General features: G+C 39.5%; 16 protein-coding genes and 1 riboswitch. Of the genes, 9 read left to right on the top strand and 7 right to left on the bottom strand.

Features of this window, described 5'->3' with window-relative positions:
• The first annotated feature begins 41 nt into the window (after nt 1-41).
• From CRI88_RS05860 to CRI88_RS05830, 7 genes are all read left to right on the top strand, one after another.
• Nucleotides 42-1580: an acyl-CoA carboxylase subunit beta gene (locus CRI88_RS05860; RefSeq protein WP_058843613.1), complete on the top strand. Its 1539-nt coding sequence runs from the start codon at nt 42-44 to the stop codon at nt 1578-1580.
• Between the two features lie 133 nt (nt 1581-1713).
• Nucleotides 1714-2280, top strand: coding sequence for a VanZ family protein (locus CRI88_RS05855; protein WP_036117477.1), 567 nt, complete (start codon nt 1714-1716; stop codon nt 2278-2280).
• Nucleotides 2281-2577: 297 nt separating this feature from the next.
• Nucleotides 2578-3303: a hypothetical protein gene (locus CRI88_RS05850; protein WP_101966472.1), complete on the top strand. Its 726-nt coding sequence runs from the start codon at nt 2578-2580 to the stop codon at nt 3301-3303.
• Between the two features lie 24 nt (nt 3304-3327).
• Nucleotides 3328-3822 carry a Cys-tRNA(Pro) deacylase gene (ybaK, locus tag CRI88_RS05845; protein WP_036117473.1) on the top strand — a complete coding sequence of 165 codons (495 nt, stop codon included), beginning with the start codon at nt 3328-3330 and terminating at the stop codon, nt 3820-3822.
• 118 nt (nt 3823-3940) lie between these two features.
• On the top strand, nt 3941-4576 hold the full coding sequence (locus CRI88_RS05840; RefSeq protein ID WP_036117471.1) for a YczE/YyaS/YitT family protein: 636 nt from the start codon (nt 3941-3943) through the stop codon (nt 4574-4576).
• Between the two features lie 101 nt (nt 4577-4677).
• Nucleotides 4678-5754, top strand: a complete 1077-nt coding sequence (locus tag CRI88_RS05835) for a nucleotide kinase (protein ID WP_036117469.1) — start codon at nt 4678-4680, stop codon at nt 5752-5754.
• Nucleotides 5755-5812: 58 nt separating this feature from the next.
• Nucleotides 5813-7012 (top strand): glycine C-acetyltransferase, encoded by a 1200-nt coding sequence (locus CRI88_RS05830; protein WP_170829839.1) that lies wholly within the window; start codon nt 5813-5815, stop codon nt 7010-7012.
• Nucleotides 7013-7142: 130 nt separating this feature from the next.
• Here CRI88_RS05830 and CRI88_RS05825 read toward each other — a convergent pair whose 3' ends face one another.
• The 6 genes from CRI88_RS05825 to CRI88_RS05800 form a co-directional block, all read right to left on the bottom strand.
• A complete protein-coding gene (locus CRI88_RS05825) occupies nt 7143-8339 on the bottom strand; it encodes a CaiB/BaiF CoA transferase family protein (protein WP_058843615.1) in 1197 nt (398 codons plus the stop codon).
• Nucleotides 8336-9496, bottom strand: a complete 1161-nt coding sequence (locus tag CRI88_RS05820) for an alpha-hydroxy acid oxidase (protein WP_036117463.1) — start codon at nt 9494-9496, stop codon at nt 8336-8338. Before CRI88_RS05820 ends, CRI88_RS05825 begins: the two co-directional genes overlap by 4 nt.
• A gap of 14 nt (nt 9497-9510) precedes the next feature.
• Nucleotides 9511-10290 (bottom strand): enoyl-CoA hydratase/isomerase family protein, encoded by a 780-nt coding sequence (locus CRI88_RS05815; RefSeq protein ID WP_058843617.1) that lies wholly within the window; start codon nt 10288-10290, stop codon nt 9511-9513.
• Nucleotides 10291-10303: 13 nt separating this feature from the next.
• Nucleotides 10304-10975, bottom strand: coding sequence for a methionine ABC transporter permease (locus tag CRI88_RS05810; RefSeq protein WP_036117459.1), 672 nt, complete (start codon nt 10973-10975; stop codon nt 10304-10306).
• Nucleotides 10968-11993, bottom strand: coding sequence for a methionine ABC transporter ATP-binding protein (locus tag CRI88_RS05805; RefSeq protein ID WP_036117457.1), 1026 nt, complete (start codon nt 11991-11993; stop codon nt 10968-10970). The genes CRI88_RS05810 and CRI88_RS05805 overlap by 8 nt, the downstream gene beginning before the upstream one ends.
• Before the next feature lie 105 nt (nt 11994-12098).
• Nucleotides 12099-12929, bottom strand: a complete 831-nt coding sequence (locus CRI88_RS05800; protein WP_058843618.1) for a MetQ/NlpA family ABC transporter substrate-binding protein — start codon at nt 12927-12929, stop codon at nt 12099-12101.
• A gap of 88 nt (nt 12930-13017) precedes the next feature.
• Nucleotides 13018-13122: riboswitch (SAM riboswitch) on the bottom strand.
• Between the two features lie 122 nt (nt 13123-13244).
• Here CRI88_RS05800 and CRI88_RS05795 point away from each other — a divergent pair.
• Nucleotides 13245-13748, top strand: a complete 504-nt coding sequence (locus CRI88_RS05795) for a PPC domain-containing DNA-binding protein (RefSeq protein ID WP_058843619.1) — start codon at nt 13245-13247, stop codon at nt 13746-13748.
• A 120-nt stretch (nt 13749-13868) separates the two neighbouring features.
• On the opposite strand, the gene CRI88_RS05790 is transcribed toward CRI88_RS05795, so the two are convergent.
• Nucleotides 13869-15038 (bottom strand): pyridoxal phosphate-dependent aminotransferase, encoded by a 1170-nt coding sequence (locus CRI88_RS05790; RefSeq protein ID WP_036117451.1) that lies wholly within the window; start codon nt 15036-15038, stop codon nt 13869-13871.
• A 96-nt stretch (nt 15039-15134) separates the two neighbouring features.
• Here CRI88_RS05790 and CRI88_RS05780 point away from each other — a divergent pair, with 96 nt between their 5' ends.
• Nucleotides 15135-15929: a carbon-nitrogen family hydrolase gene (locus CRI88_RS05780; RefSeq protein WP_036117447.1), complete on the top strand. Its 795-nt coding sequence runs from the start codon at nt 15135-15137 to the stop codon at nt 15927-15929.
• Nucleotides 15930-15976 lie beyond the last annotated feature (47 nt).

The following is a 15976-nucleotide window of genomic DNA, read 5'->3' as shown; positions in this document are numbered from 1 at the left end:
TGATTTTGGTGTAATTGATTGGGCAAAGGGAGGAAATAAACATGAGCAATATCTCGACAGAAAATACGCCACCTACAATGAAGGACAAAATTTTAACAGGTGGTTTACCAAAATATCATGATAAAAATGCACAACAAGGCAAGCTATTTGTACGTGAACGTCTTGAACTATTACTAGATGATGGTCTTCAATCAGAGGATGGCCTCTATGCAAACTGTTTAGCAGGGGATTTACCAGCTGATGGTGTTGTCACAGGTATAGGTAAAATTCATGGTCGCACGGTATGTGTGCTAGCTAATGATTCTACTATTAAAGCGGGCTCTTGGGGAAAACGCACAGTTGAAAAAATGATTCGTATTCAGGAAACAGCTGAAAAGCTGAATTGCCCATTACTATATTTAGTCGATTCAGCAGGTGCGCGTATTACAGATCAGTTAGAAATGTTCCCAGGACGCAGAGGAGCAGGACGTATTTTCTACAACCAAGTCAAGCTGTCAGGGAAAGTTCCGCAAATTTGCTTATTATTTGGTCCTTCCGCAGCAGGTGGTGCTTATATACCTGCATTTTGCGATATCGTTGTCATGGTAGAAGGAAATGCTTCTATGTATTTAGGATCACCTCGGATGGCGGAAATGGTTATTGGGGAGAAAGTAGATTTAGAGACAATGGGTGGCGCAAAAATGCACTGTTCTGTATCAGGCTGTGGAGATGTGCTTGTCAAAACAGAACAGGAGGCTATTACGTATGCTCGTAAATATTTAGGTTACTTCCCGAATAACTATGCTGAGCGCAGTAAGATAGAGGCACCTAAACCACCTGCTTCATTTGATAAATCTATTGAAGAATTAATTCCACAAAACCAAAATGTTCCTTTTGATATGTATAAATTAATTGAACGTATTATCGATGAAGATTCATTTTGTGAAATCAAAAAATTATTTGCACCAGAATTAATTACAGGTCTTGCACGTATTAATGGGCAATCCGTTGGGATCATCGCTAACCAACCTCGTGTCAAGGGAGGCGTGCTATTCCACGATTCTGCTGATAAAGCAGCGAAGTTCATTTCACTTTGTGATGCATTCAATATTCCGCTGTTATTCTTAGCAGACGTTCCTGGCTTTATGATTGGTACTCAGGTAGAAAAAGCAGGAATCATCCGTCATGGTGCGAAAATGATTTTTGCCATGAGTGAGGCAACTGTTCCTAAGCTAACGGTCATTGTGCGTAAAGCGTATGGTGCAGGTCTATATGCCATGGCAGGACCTGCCTTTGAACCAGATTGCTGTATTGCTTTGTCAAATGCACAAATTGCCGTAATGGGACCAGAGGCTGCTGTGAATGCTGTTTATGCCAATAAAATTGCAGAGCTTCCAAAAGAAGAGCAAGCAAGTTTCATTGCTGAGAAACGTAAAGAATACCAAGAGGAAATTGACGTGTATCGATTAGCATCAGAGCTAATCATCGATGATGTCATTGAGCCGAATGAGTTACGCAAGGTGTTAGAAAATCGCTTAGAGCTTTATATGTCCAAATACTTATTATTCTCACAACGTAAGCATGGGGTAAACCCAGTATAAACATACTTATTGAAAGGCTGTCTCTGCTGTTAAGAGGCAGCTTTTTTTGAATGATTAATTTTTTCAGCTACTTGCATGCCATAGAGCAGCATATTAAAATATGGGAAGGAATAAAGGGAAGTGGGTGTTAAGCTTGTCTAAAAACAACATAACGGATGTTCACGGTAATGCCAAGCTCCCATTACCGTATCGAGATGTCATTGATACATATTATTTGCCCCTCAAGGTCATGGGGTGGATCTTATTTAGCATCTATTCATTTATAGCTTTTTATAAATTGGTCATTGATCGCTTAGTAAATGTAGTAGTTGTTTTATTGCAAGGCGATTATTCTATTGGCGACTTAGGTTTGTTTGATTATAGTAGTTGGCGACTAACTACTAATTTTGTTCCCTTTGAAACGATTCTCCGCTATATAAACTACTCTCAATATTTTAATTGGGATATCATAATCGTTAACCTTCTTGGCAACTTATTAATTTTTACGCCAATGGGTTTTTTATTGCCATTATTGTCGAAAAAATTTCGCAAAGCATGGGTCATTATTTGTTTAGGCTTTTTTGCTAGTCTTGCTGTAGAAACCATTCAATTCATTTTTACAGTGGGTTCTGCGGATATTGATGATTTAATTTTGAATACGATTGGCGCATGGCTTGGCTATATAGCTTATAAAGGGATCTTAATTAGACCTAAAAAATGAGAAAGCAGTCCTGTTTTAAGGGCTGTTTTTTGCGTTAATAAAAATTTTGTTTAAAGAGTGCTTACTGTAAAATGAATGTATGGATTATACGCTTAAAAATAGAGTCTTTATACCTAGCACTAAAAATAATTAGTATCTCTTTAGGTGGTTAGTATTAATTTTTGCTTGAATTTAATAGTGAAAATTCCGATAATGAGTGTACAGAAACTGTTCAGACGGTATAGATATAGTGAAAGAAGATATTTTCATATCTAGTATCTTATTAGCATATGAAGATAGAAGGGCGAGGTGAAAACTATGAAAATATCAAATTTAAGGGAGCAAGAGAGAATTTCATCGCAATATAATCGTAAAAAAATCTTGCAGCGAAAAGAAGCCGGAGAAGCTTATCGCAAAAATGCGATGTATTTTCAGCCAAAGAAAAACCCAGCATTGCTTGAACTTGAAAATCTACTGTTAGGGCGTACCGATCAAGACTTATTTGAGCAGCAACAAGAAAAGTCAAAAGAAGTTACTCCTCAACAGCAAGCCATAATGGAAGACTTGCGGCAAACAGAAAAGAATGTACGTGCTCATGAGCGATCCTATAAAGAAGGTACTAGTGATAGCGCAGAATCTTCTGCTGTCGCCAATCCAGAGCAAAATGACACCTTGCAAATTTTAGAGCAGGTGCGACATGCCGCATTAGCATCGACAGAGCCTTCTCCTCAAGATTTACGTGTGGCACAAAGCGTGAATGCGCAAATACAACATATATTAAACGATTCGTATACTGAAGAGGGCAAAATAGGTGAAGAAGAACCATCCTTTGTACGTGACATCATGGAAGTGAAGGTTCCTGAACGTTTCTCGAAGGAATTGAAATTGGATCCATTTGCAGATACAATTTTCGGTAAGAACTATGAGACTGCATTTAAATTAAGAACATTCCATCAGGTATCGGAAAAATATGCGGCTCATGTTCAAATGACGAAAAATGGCTATCGTCCAGACACGGACTCTATGTTCTCTTTGATAGCCTGATGCTGTAGATAGGAGATTATTGACATGGCAAAGGCAAAGCATGCGAAAACAAATGCAATTCGATTATTAGAACAACAAAAAATCCATTTTGATGTGATTGAATATGAAACGGGAGACGGTCAAGTTGATGGTGTCTCTGTTGCAGAAAAAATTGGTCACCCTGTCACGCGTGTGTTTAAAACATTGGTAGCAAAGGCAAGCGCACAAAAGCTATTTGTATTTATCATTCCAGTGGCAGAGGAGCTGGATTTAAAAGCTGCCGCAAAGGTAGTCGGGGAAAAGAAAATCGAAATGCTAGCGGTAAAGGATTTACTTGGTTATACCGGTTATGTACGTGGCGGATGTTCACCAGTGGGGATGAAGAAGTTATATCCAACAGTAATAGATGAATCTGCCCTAGGGCAAGATAGTATTATTGTGAGTGCGGGGAAAATAGGTATGCAAATCCATGTTCAGCTAGACGACTTGAAAAATATGACAAAGGCACAGCTTGCCCCTATTACAACTACCCATGCGTGAGAGAATGGGTAGTTTCTTTATGTATAATGGACAATCAAGTACAAGCGCAGTCTCTCAATTTTTTATAGAAAATGTGATACAGTTAGAGCAATATCATGCATAGAGAGAGGGATAGGAAATGCGTAAGATAATGGGGTGGCGTTGGACATTTTTTATTAGTGGCCTAATTGTGATGTCACTTGGCATCACGATGTCGATAAAGGGGAAAATTGTTGGCACAAGCCCTTGGGATGTCTTGCATGTTGGGTTATTTCAAAATTTTGGGTTAAGTATTGGGACATGGTCTATTATAACAGGGCTCTTTATAGTTGCTTCAACATCGATTGTGTTACGTGAATGGCCAAAGATAGGCACTTGGCTGAACATGCTGCTCATCGGCTCCTTCATTGATGTATTTAATTTGGTGCTGCCATCTACTGATGTTTATGGCTTGCAGATTACATATTTTATCATTGGTTTATTTGTTTTAAGTTTTGGCTGTGGGATGTATATTGCACCGAATATGGGTGCAGGTCCACGAGATACTTTAATGATGATACTTGTTGAAAAGTTTGGTGGCTCGATTAAAACAGCCAGAATGGGCATCGAAGTTCTGGTGACCATTGTTGGCTGGCTTTTAGGAGGACCAGTTGGCGTAGGGACGGTATTAATCGCTCTAACCTCAGGCTATATTGTGCAATATTCATTACCGTATTGTCGTAAAATATTAATGAAATGTATTGGGCATATAGAAGGAATGAAGCCATTCTATTAAACGATGAAGCTACTTAGATCTGTAAAAGATAGAAGTAGCTTTTCATCTTTTTTAGCGTTCTTTCATATAATGCAGGGCAGAAGCTAAAGGAGGAACGACATTTGAATGGAAATGTAACGTATTATTTTGGACACGCATTGACTGGGCAAGGTGTGAAACATTTATATAAAGAGATGATAGAAGAGGCGGAGCTTGTTTACTTTTTGCAAGGTGCCCCCACATTTAAAGGATCAGAGCTGTTAAAAGAGCTAGGGTATTTTTATGTGAAGCAGGGCTTTGCAGTCGAATGGTTTAAGCATGCTTTATTAGAGGAAGTAGTTGAGGCCGTTTATGTAAAGGGCTGTAACAGACTTTTTGTATGGGCCTCTGAATGGAATATCGAGCCAACTTTACTCGGTACAAAGCATCGCGTTATGTCCTTTTATGATTGTTTAGAGGAAGTACAGCTTGAAAAGGTTGGGGAGCAGCTTGCTGAGGCGATGCAGGAGCGTGCAACTTGGCGTGAAAAATGTATTGCAAAGCTGGATCAGGCAATCAAGCTTCATGATGACTGGGAGATTATCACGCAAAGCTGTATGAACTGGCAGGCATTAAATGAACAAGTGGAAAATTTAAAGACAGAAGTGTTCCAGTCAATTGTTTTAAATAAAACGGGTATACGGACACATCGTTTACTTGGAACACTAACGCCTAGAGGTGCGGAAAATACCGTTGAAAGTATTACAAAAAGTATAACGACTCGCTTCATGATTAAAGGTAAGCCTGGTACAGGTAAGTCTTCATTAATGAAGGGTTTAGCGGATGAGGCTAATGCTAGAGGTCTTGATGCACAAATTATATGGTGTGGTTTAGATGCAGGTTCAGTGGATATGGTCATTATTCCAGAGCTTAATTTCTGTATCTTTGATAGCACAGAGCCCCATGTCTTTGATCCACAGGATGGTAGATTAGGGGACAAAATTTTTGATATTGGGCAACATTGTGCACTTTCAGAGGAGGCAGAAACAGCAATTGAGGCAGTTCGAGCACACTACAAAGAAGCTATCCAGGATGCAATGGGTCATTCGAAGCGTTATGCTGAAGCCGAATATACAATCCGCCGTCTAGTGGATAATTGTCTATCCGCATCCTTATGGCGTGAAAAAACAGCGCCATTATTCGAAAGATTAACAAAGTAATGTAGCTAATGGCTTGCATGTGCTAAACTAGGAGCTAGAACAGTTTTCCTAGGAAAGGATGATACGCTTGTCAAAAGTATTGAATGCATTTTTAGATGAAAACCTACAAGCCTTACATGAACAAGGCTTATACAATGAAATTGATCCAGTAGAGGGAGCTAATGGCCCGATTATTCAAGTCCGTGGCAAAAATCTTGTTAACTTATCCTCTAACAACTATCTTGGCTTAGCAACAAATGAAGAATTAAAGCGTATTGCCAAAGAGACAATTGATAAATACGGTGTTGGTGCAGGTGCTGTTCGTACAATCAACGGGACACTTGATTTGCACGTTAAATTAGAAGAAAAGCTTGCTGAATTTAAAGGAACAGAAGCGGCTATTTCTTATCAATCTGGCTTTAATTGTAATATGGCAGCCATTTCAGCTGTGATGGATAAAAATGATGCGATTCTATCTGATCAATTAAACCATGCCTCTATTATTGATGGTTGTCGTTTATCAAAGGCGAAAATCATTGCGTTTAATCACTCCGATATGGATGATCTACGTGCTAAGGCAAAAGCAGCTAAAGAATCAGGATTATACAATAAAATCATGGTCATAACAGATGGTGTATTCTCAATGGATGGTGATATTGCTAAATTACCTGAGATTGTGGAAATTGCTAAAGAGTTTGATTTAATTACGTATGTCGATGATGCACATGGTTCAGGTGTAACAGGTAAAGGCAAAGGAACTGTGAAGCATTTTGGATTAGAAAAAGAAATTGACTTCCAAATTGGTACACTATCAAAAGCTATTGGTGTTGTGGGTGGCTATGTAGCAGGTAAGAAAAATTTAATTGATTGGCTGAAAGTTCGCTCTCGTCCATTCCTATTCTCAACAGCTCTACCACCTGGTGATGTAGCAGCCATTACAGCAGCTGTACAAATGCTGATTGATTCAACAGAGCTGCACGATAAGCTTTGGGATAATGGCAACTATTTAAAAGCTGGACTGGAGAAGCTTGGCTTTAATATCGGTGCATCTGAAACACCGATTACGCCTTGTATCATTGGGGATGAAAAGCTGACACAGGAATTTTCAAAACGTCTTTTTGAAGAAGGCGTTTATGCAAAATCAATTGTTTTCCCAACTGTGCCAAAAGGTACAGGACGTGTTCGTAATATGCCAACAGCGGCACATACAAAAGAAATGCTGGATGATGCGATTGCGATTTACGAAAAAGTTGGTCGTGAATTAGGCGTTATTCAATAAGAAAAAGGCTTCCTCATGGATGGGGAAGCCTTTTTGTGTGATAGAAAGTTGAAAGTGGTGGATAAAAGTGAAAAAATAGTCGATAGCAGCTCATAACTGATCGATAGCCACCTGAAAGTAGTCGATAGCTTTATTTCGAACCTATAATTTTGGCTGTTCTTAATTGCTGAATGTCTTCAGCGGAGATATTCAAAGCCTGTAAAATCTCCTCATTATGTTGTCCTAAAGTAGGTGCTGCACTTGTTAGGTGACCTGGTGTTTGTGAGAACTTGGCTGGGAAGCCTAATGTACGCATCGGTCCTGCAGTTGGGTGCTCATAGGACAAGACCATGCCACGCTCTAGAATATGTGGATCATTTAATGTTTGATCGTAGGAATAGATTGGGCTAGAGGGTACGCCGTGTTCATCCAATAGCGCTAGCCAGTAAATAGCTTGATGCTTGATTAATTCGCTCTCAATTTCTGCCTCCAGTACTTTCACATGTTGGGCACGTGAATAGTTGGTAGCAAAGAGGGGATTGTCTAACCAATCAGGTCGGTTGATAACTTTTGTTGCAAAAATCTCCCATAGCTTTTGATTGCCAGCACCTATTAAAATATAGTCGTCCTGCGTTTTGAAACCTTGATAGGGTGCGGATACCCGATGTGCTGTTCCAGTCCGCTCCGGTAGTTCGCCATGTCCAAAGTAAGCAGCGGCCTCCCATACAGTCCATGCTAGACCTGATTCCACTAAGGAAACATCAATATATTGCCCCTCGCCACTACGCAGCTTATAAATATAGGCCATTAAAATAGATTGTAATGCTGTTTGAGCAGCAGCAATATCATTCACGGCAAAGCCGACTTTTACAGGTCGACCATCCGCTTCACCCGTCATATGCATTAAGCCATTCAGACCCTGTGCCATAATATCATAGCCACCCTTTTGACTATACGGACCCGTTTGTCCATAGCCTGAAATAGAGCAATAAATAAGACCAGGATTGATAGCTTTTAATGTGTCATAATCAATACCAAGCTTTTTTGTGACACCTGGTCGATAGTTTTCCACAAGGACATCAACAGATTGGATAAGTTCTTTAAATAAAGCTAATCCCTCTGGCGTTTTTAAATTAATACAAACCCCTTTCTTATTGCGATTGACCATCATATACATATGGCTTTCTTCATTTATAAAAGGACCCATTGTACGGGTATCGTCTCCGTTTGGATACTTCTCAATTTTGATAACCTCTGCACCCATATCTGCTAAGACCATCGTGCAATAAGGACCAGCTAATACTTGCGATAAATCAACAACTCTTAATCCTTGTAATGCTTGTTTCATTTAACCTCAGTCCCATCATGTTTGACTAATGTGATGTTGCGTAATCCTTTGACAGAAGTCGCACCTGCTAAAGCGATGGAAACCTTTAATTCATCATAAAGATTGGTCATCACCTTTTCGACGCCCTGTTGTCCTTCAAGGGCTAGCCCATAGACGAAAGGGCGTCCGATTGCAACGGCATCCGCTCCTAAAGCAAGTGCTTTTAAAGCATCCATGCCACGATAGACACCACTATCTAAAATAATAGGAATTTGTCCATTCACAACTTTCGCAATAGCAGGAAGTGCATCAAGTGAACCAATAACACCATCTAATTGACGGCCACCGTGGTTTGATACAATAATGCCATCAATACCATTGTCGATAGCTAGCTTCGCATCTTCAGGATGTAAAATTCCCTTCAATAGTATAGGAAGGTTTGTACGCTTTTTTAATTCTCGAACATGCGCCCAATTAAGTGTTGGGTGGAAGACATTTTGCAAGACACCTTGTACGTAGGACTCGAATGAATCATCAGGTAAAGTGGCTGTAAAAACGGGATCATTCATATAATTGCCTCGTGCATAGCCTAGCTTCAATGGTGAAAATTGATTGCGGACATCTTCTTCACGCCAACCAAGCATTACTGTATCGACAGTTAAGACAATCGCTTCAAATCCGGCTGCCTCCGCTCGTGCCACCATACTAAAAGCGATTTCTTCATTAGTAGACCAATATAATTGAAACCATTTTGTTGCAGAAGGAGCAGCTTGAGCAACTTCTTCAAGTGCATAAGTGGAAACGGTGCTTTGAATATAGGGCATGTTTAAATGCTCGGCAGCACGTACTACAGCAAGCTCACCTTCATCATGAACCATTCCGTTCATGCCGACGGGAGCAAAGAGCAATGGAGTTGGGTATGTTTTACCAAACAAATTAATCGATGTTTGAACATTTGAAACATCCTTTAAAAAGCGAGGAACTATAGAATACTTTTCGAAAGCTGCACGATTATTGCGCAGTGTTTGTTCACCACCAGCACCTGAACGGATATAGCCAAAAGGTCCAGCTTCGATTTTTTCCGCTACGGCCTTTTCTAAATCTGCAAAGCAAATGGGGAAGGGGGCTTGTGCAGTAATATTTTTTAAGAGTAGATCACCATCAGTTATGTTTGTCATCGTTACTACCTCACTTATTTATTGAAAATAGGCTTTCTTTTGTTTAAGAAGGCTTGAATACCTTCGTTATAATCATCTGAACTAAATGAATTAAGAACGATCTGTGCCAGCTCATCGCTTTCTTCGTTTTCACCATCTACAATTGCTTGGATCATTTTTTTGATGCCTGCGTTTGCAATGGATGATTTACTTAATAGATGTTCAGCAAAATGCAGCGTGGCACTTTCAATATCCTCTGGCTCATGTAAGGCTGTGATTAAACCGATGTTTTTTCCATCTTGTGCTGTAAAAATGTTGGCTGTGTATAAAATCTCTTTCGCCTTGGCAACACCAACAAGATTGATGAGGCGCTTTGTACTTTCAAGATTATAGACAATACCAATATTCGCCGCTGTGATGCCAAGCTTACTCTTTGGTGTCGCCATTCTAAAATCACATGCGTTGGCTAGTTCTAAGCCACCACCAATGGCTAAACCCTGAATCATAGCAATCGTCGGGTGAGGAAATTTATAGAGGGTATCAATCGCCTTTAGAGCCAAATCATTATAGGCTTTGGCATTGTCCGCGGCATAACGAATATCTAAAAACTCGCTAATATCGGCACCAGATGAAAAGGCTACTTCATTAACGCCACGGACAATTAAGAGCTTAATAGAAGAATCTACACGTAACTGCTCAAGTTGCTCTACTATGTTCTGAAACATCGCCTTTGATAAGGAATTCCGTTTATCAGGTCGGTTTAACACTAACGTTGCAATATAACCATTTTTCTCTACATAAATTTCAGTTGTCATTGTCATTCTCCTCTTAATCCTTTTTCAATTTCGCAGCGAAGCGGTTGCCGATGGATTGAATGCTTTGCACAAGAATGATTAAGATAAAGACAGTTGCATACATAACATCGACCTCATAGCGTAAATGACCATAACGATAGGCGAGGTCACCCAAACCTCCAGCACCAACCATTCCTGCCATAGCCGTAGCACCGATTAAACCAATTGTGGCAATTGTTAAGCCTAAAATAATAGATGGACGAGCTTCACGTAATAGCACATGCCAAATAATATGGCGACGTTTAATACCCATTGCTGTGTAGGCTTCTACCACTCCCGAATCCACCTCTAATAGCGCAGATTCCATCAGTCGAGCAATATAAGGAGCTGTATAGACAACTAGCGGAACGATAACACCTTTAACCCCAATTGTTGTGCCGACGATCAGCTTAGTAAAAGGGAGGATGAAAAATAATAAAATGATGAATGGAACAGAACGTATAATATTGATGACTAAATTAAAAAATTGATATAAAAATTTATTGTCAAAGGATTGACCTGGTCGTGTTAATACGATTAATAGCCCCAATGGAATACCAATGAGAATGGAAAACAATAAAGAAATTCCGACCATTTGAAATGTTTCGATAATTGATTTGCCAATTACATCTGACCAATCTGTAAAAAAGCTTTGAATACTACTCATTGAATTCGCCTCCTAATTCTTCCACCGCGACGCCATTTTCCGTAAAATATGTGAGTGCCTTTTGGACAATGTGAAGTTCTCCATGTAAATGCACCACAATGTTACCAACAATGCCGTTTTTTAATTCAATAATATTTGCCGTTAAAATATTTGGTTGTACATCATACACTTTCGTAACTTCTGCTAGTAATGGCTTACCAGTACTTTCACCTAGGAAGGTTAAACGAATGACACTGCCTGAAACATTTAACTGCTCGATCAGGGAAGGGGATAAATTACGTTGTGAAATCGTATTTAAAAACTTTCTCGTTGTAGGATGCTTCGGTTTAGCAAAAAGTTCAATAGCCGTACCAAATTCCACCACTTTTCCGGACTCAAGAACAGAAACCTCATCACATATTTTCTGAATGACATTCATCTCATGTGTAATCAGCAGGATCGTAATGCCTAATTCACGGTTAATTTTTAACAACAATTCAAGAATGGCTTCGGTTGTTTCAGGGTCGAGTGCACTTGTTGCTTCGTCACTAAGTAGAACCTCTGGTTCCTGTGCCAAGGCACGTGCAATAGCAACACGTTGCTTTTGCCCACCTGAAAGTTGGTTAGGGTAGCTGTCTAGTTTGTCTGTTAATCCAACAATTTCAGCATATTTAGCCACACGGTTTTTTACCTCTTTCTCGTTATAGCCAAGTAGCTTTAAAGGAACAGCAATATTATGGTAAACGGTTGCCGTTTTTAATAGATTAAAATGTTGGAAAATCATTCCGATTTTTTGGCGTGTTTGCCGTAATTCATGAAGAGAAAGGGCAGTAATGTCCACATTGTCGATTAACACTTTTCCAGCTGTAGGTCGCTCTAGTAGATTGACGCAACGAATGAGTGTACTTTTACCTGCACCACTATAGCCAATCACACCATGAATTTGTCCTTTTTTTACATGGAGATTGATTCCATCTACAGCCTTAATGATGTCTTTTTTCGTCTTATATTCTTTTGAGATATTTTGTAATTGAATCATCCGATTGATTGCTCCTTTCTCAAGCTCCTAAAAAGCAAGAATCTGCTCGTTTTCCATAGAGGAATTTCGGCAGATTCTTCAGCTACTAGAAGCTTCCTGAATGTATTACCAGCTAGGGATTACTGAACCTTTGAATTCTTCTTCAATGAATTGACGTACTTCATCAGATTGGTAAGCCTCAACGAACTTTTTAATTGTTGGGTCATTTTCATTTTCTGCACGTACCACAATATAGTTCACATATGGAGAGTCAGTAGATTCTAAAAGAATAGCGTCATCTTTAGGATTAATGCCAGCTTCCAATGCGAAGTTTGTATTAATAGCTGCTACATCTACTTCACTAAGCTGCTTAGGAATTTGAGCTGCCTCTAATTCGATGAATTTTAAATTCTTTTTGTTTTCTTCTACATCACGGATAGAGGCTGTTAAATCTGCCCCATCTTTTAATTTTATATAGCCTGCTTCCTGTAAAACAAAGAGGGCACGAGCACCATTTGTTGGGTCATTTGGTAAACCAAATGTTGCACCATCCGGAATGTCATCAAAGGATTTATATTTTTCAGAGTAAATACCCATTGGATTTAAAATCGTTTTGCCTACTGGTACTAAATCTGTATCATGATCTTTATTAAACGTATCGAGGAAAGGCTCGTGTTGATAGCTATTCGCATCAAGATCACCTTCAGATAAGGATGTATTAGGTAAAACATAATCAGAAAATGATTTAAGCTCTACTTCTAGCCCATTTTCTTTGGCTACTTTCGCTGCAACTTCTGCGATTTGTTCGTGTGGACCAGACGTGACGCCTACGACGATTTTATTTTCATTAATTGCTTCAGCTTGACCTTTACTCTCTTCTTTAGAGCCACAACCTGCTAGAGCTGCTGCTAATGTAAGACTTGCTAAACCTACTAAAAATTTATTTTTCTTTTTCATGAAAACTACCTCCAAGATTGTTTTTATCGGTTTTTGAAAATAAAAAAACTCTCTTACAAACTAAGAGAGGCTCATGAAAAAATGTCCTCTCTTATCTATCAAACGATAATCGTTTGCAGGATTTAGCACCTTCCTTCTAAAAGGAGGTTGCCGAGCTTCATAGGGCCAGTCCCTCAGCTACTCTTGATAAGAGATTTATCATATTTTTTTGTAATTCCGATAGAACTAATATAATTTATAGGTTATAGTAAGTCAATAAATATTTTTTAAATTTTTTATATTATTATAATATTTCGTCATGAAAGAGGGATAGCAATGTCTGTAAGAGTTAATTATGGTATAGGTTCATTTGGCAAGGTTGTGAGTGCTCGATTGCTAATGGGTACAGACATTATTGAAGGAATGGAGGCACTTTGTGAGGAGAACCATATTGAGTCAGCAACAATTGTTAGCTGTATAGGTAGCCTTCAAAAGAGTAGCTTTGTTTATTTAGTACCTGATGAAACATCACAGATTAACGTAAGTTTTAGCGATGTCATAAAAAAAGAGGGGCCACTTGAATTGATCCAAGGCTCTGGCGTAGTATGTAAGCGCGATGGGGGATATGAAACACATTTCCATGGTTCTATGAGTGATCAATGGGGCATCGTGTCAGGGGGGCATTTAATGAAGAGGGGGAACCCTGTTATTACGGCTGACATAGTGCTAGCTGAGGTTCAAGGCATCCAGCACTTTCGAAAATTTGATGAAGAAACAGGCCATGTTCAATTTTATCCATTAGAACACGGTTTACAGCAGCCAAGGAAAATTGAAAAATAGCGAAAATGTACTAACTTTTTCTTTTCACTGAGTTGCATGTTCCTTCCTGAATTAAAAAATGTTAGACCGAGCTTATAATCGGTCTAACATTTTTACTTTTGTCCCAGCCTCATGTCATGGTTAAGGGTTGAATAATTGTAATTGTTCGATTCTATGGATTGCTTCACGTAAGCGTTCCTCGCTAACAAGTAAACCAACACGGATATAGCCTTCGCCATATTGGCCGAAGCCATTGCCTGCTGCTACAGCGATATCAGCCTTTTCCAATAATAAATCGGCAAACTGCTCGCTAGTATAGCCGAATGGTACAGGGAGCCATGCGAAGAAGGAGCCTTTTGGAGCCGTTACATGCCAACCAATTCTTTGAGCTTCTTCAATGAGTACATTGCGGCGACCTTCATAGGTAGCTCGCAGTTCATCCACACATTCTTGGGAAACTGTAAGTGCCGCTGCTGCTGCTTGTTGAATAGCAGGGAATTGACTACAAAACAGATGATCCTGAATTAGATTAATGGCAGCAATAATGTCGGCATTACCGACAGCGAAGCCTATACGCCAGCCTGCCATATTATAAGTTTTGGAGAGTGTGTACATTTCAATTCCTACTTCTTTTGCACCCTCAGCTTGTAGGAAGCTAATAGGTTTATTACCGTCAAATCCTATTGCCCCATAAGCAAAATCATGTGATACGATAATATTGTGTTCCTTCGCAAAGCGAACGGTCTCTTCAAAAAATGCAAGTGTTGCTGTACCACCTGTAGGGTTGTTCGGGTAATTTAGGTAAAGTAGCTTCGCCTTCTCTTTCACTTCATCAGGTAATGCATGATAATTAGGTAAGAAATCATTTGCAGCTAAAAGTGGCATCACTTCAAAATGGACATCACCTAATACGACACCTGATAAGTAATCTGGATAGCCAGGGTCTGGTAAGAGCATTGTATCACCTGGATTTAATACGGCTAAAGGTAGCTCAACGAGTCCAATTTTTGTCCCGCCAAGAATCGCTACCTCTGTGTCAGGATTTAGATTCACATTATATTCACGTTTATAATAGTCGGCAGCTGCTTGGCGTAATTCAGCGATACCGCGAAATGGTGAATATTTGTGATTTTGTGGATTTTCAGCCGCCTCCTGTAATGCTTGAATGATATGAGGGGGCGTTGGTTGATCGGGATTTCCTTGACCAAGATTAATGACATCGCGACCTTCTTCTAAGGCATTATTTACTTTTTGAACTAACGCTGCAAAAAATTGAGTGGGTAGTTGCTGTAGTTTTTTAGAGAATTCCATGCATGATCACCCTTTTCAGAATATAATAATTATTATTGAAGAATATGAAGCAAATAGTATTACTTTTTTTGTTAATTGTCTAGAGGAGGAATGGCTATGAAAATCGGTTGTATTCAATTAAATGTTGGCTTTGGCAAAGTAGAAGAAAATTTTGCACGAGCTGAGGACAAGATTCGAGAAGTGGCAAAAAAAGGAGCAGAAATTATTGTGCTGCCTGAAATGTGGAATACAGGCTATGCGTTAGAGAAGCTGCCTGAACTAGCGGATGTCGATGGTGAACGTACGAAATCCTTCTTGGCTGAATTAGCACAGGAACTTGGTGTACATATTGTAGGTGGTTCTGTTTCAACGAAGAAAGGCGACAAATTTTATAATACGATGTATACATTTGATCGCAATGGAGAACTTGTAGGGGAATATAGCAAAGCACATCTTTTCCGTTTAATGGATGAGCATCTCTACTTAGAAGCAGGGGATGAAATGAATCGATTTGCTCTAGGAGATATTGAAGCTGCTGGGGTCATTTGCTATGATATTCGTTTCCCAGAATGGTTACGTGCACACGCATTACAAGGAGCAAAGGTATTATTTGTACCAGCCCAGTGGCCAACACCAAGGATTGATCATTGGAAAACATTGCTGCAAGCTCGTGCGATTGAGAACCAATGTTTTGTAATAGCAGTTAATCGCATTTCAAAAAAGGTAGAAAACTTTAATGGCCAATCGATGATTATACAGCCTTGGGGAGAAGTACTTTGGATCGGTGCAGAGGATGAAGAAGTAGCGGTGATTGATGTAGATTTTTCTATTGTCGATGAAGTACGTGGAAGAATTCCAGTTTATGACGACCGTAGACCAGGACTATATCATGATGTTGTCGTGAAAGGCTAATAGAGGGGCACGCTCAAGAGGGAGTAATCTTTTGAGCGTGCCATCTT

The organism is Lysinibacillus fusiformis (genome assembly GCF_002845985.1).
Classification (GTDB): domain Bacteria; phylum Bacillota; class Bacilli; order Bacillales_A; family Planococcaceae; genus Lysinibacillus; species Lysinibacillus fusiformis_D.
The sequence above is the reverse complement of the archived record's forward strand: the minus strand, read 5'-3'. Positions and strand labels throughout refer to the sequence as shown.